At 30.0% G+C, this 1,167-nt stretch carries 1 protein-coding gene; it reads right to left on the bottom strand.

The genetic code is table 11. From position 1 onward, the window contains the following. Positions 1-96: 96 nt before the first annotated feature. Complete coding sequence (locus HMPREF2991_RS03235; protein WP_083312767.1) at positions 97-936, bottom strand: replication initiation protein; 840 nt, start codon at positions 934-936, stop codon at positions 97-99. Between the last annotated feature and the right edge of the window lie 231 nt (positions 937-1,167).

Here is a 1,167-nt window from a genome sequence, read left to right as displayed (position 1 = left end):
CTACCATAGCTTCAGTCTAAAAATGTAAAATATTTTTACCGTTTAAGTATATCACATTTAAGACTGTTTAGCAAACTCATTTTTAGATTTTTTGACCTATTCTTTCCATAAGTCCATAGCATCTTTAAAATCTGACGAAATTTGGACATTTTCGTTTAGTGAAGAGGTTGAGTTGTTTCTCTTAGGCACTTGCTGAGTAGTTCTTTTATTGTCTGTTATCTCCATTTCATAACCAATAACTTTTCTTCCTTCTTTTATCACATTCAAGAGAATATCTATATCAAGTTTTTTCTCTAATTCATCAGCACCTACTTGAATACAGTCTCTTTTAAACCTGGCTGGGATCATAGTTTTATTTTTTCCTAAAAACCATTCTTGCCAACTTTCTAAATCACCTTTGATTATAGTCGTTCTATTGTTTTTGTATCTATTTGCTTCCCAAAGTTTCATGATGATAATAGCATATTTTGATTTTATCTGAGCTAGTTCTGCTAATTTAAAAGAATAGAAATTGCTTCTTAAAGCAAACACATAAGGAGCTGCAAACTCAGAAAATTTGAAAGCTACTTCGCCATCTTCCATAAAATCAATCCATGAGAACAACTGTCCCATTCTGATACCTTTTTTCCCATTTTCTTCAATGGAGAAATATAATGCAGTGTTTTCATTTAATGCTTTAAAAGCTCTTGCTACTCTTTCGTAGTTCTGCCCAGAATTAACTAAACCAAAATGATGTAATATTTCAACTGTTTTCACTTTATAAACGTTTGTCATATCATCATCTTTTGTAACGTGACTAAAACAATAATCAAGTATCCTATGTTCAAATGCTCTTAAATTCCCAAATGCTTTGGCTAGATCGTTTGCTTGGACAACTAAATAATCTTGTCTAGTTCTTAATTCATCAAATATTTTTTCTATATTTTTAGTTTTCATTTTAAAACATCCTACCCATTTACATTTTTGTCCTTTTTTAGAATATAACAATAAATGAGTGCTGTCAACCTTTTATTGCTTTTTTTCCTCATGTATCACGCACTTTTTCCTCATGTATTATAAATTATATTTACTTTTTTAACCACTAAAACGCTTGGTATATAAGGATTCTAATGGTATTTTAAAAGCAAAAAGTATCACGCACTTTTTCCTCATATATCACGCACTTTT

Origin of the sequence: Streptococcus sp. HMSC072D07, assembly GCF_001814835.1 — a bacterium.
GTDB lineage: Bacteria > Bacillota > Bacilli > Lactobacillales > Streptococcaceae > Streptococcus.
The sequence above is the reverse complement of the archived record's forward strand: the minus strand, read 5'-3'. Positions and strand labels throughout refer to the sequence as shown.

Bases quoted from the DNA above. Each gene is read 5' to 3' on its own strand.
- HMPREF2991_RS03235 (WP_083312767.1), bottom strand. From the start codon at position 936: ATGAAAACTAAAAATATAGAAAAAATATTTGATGAATTAAGAACTAGA.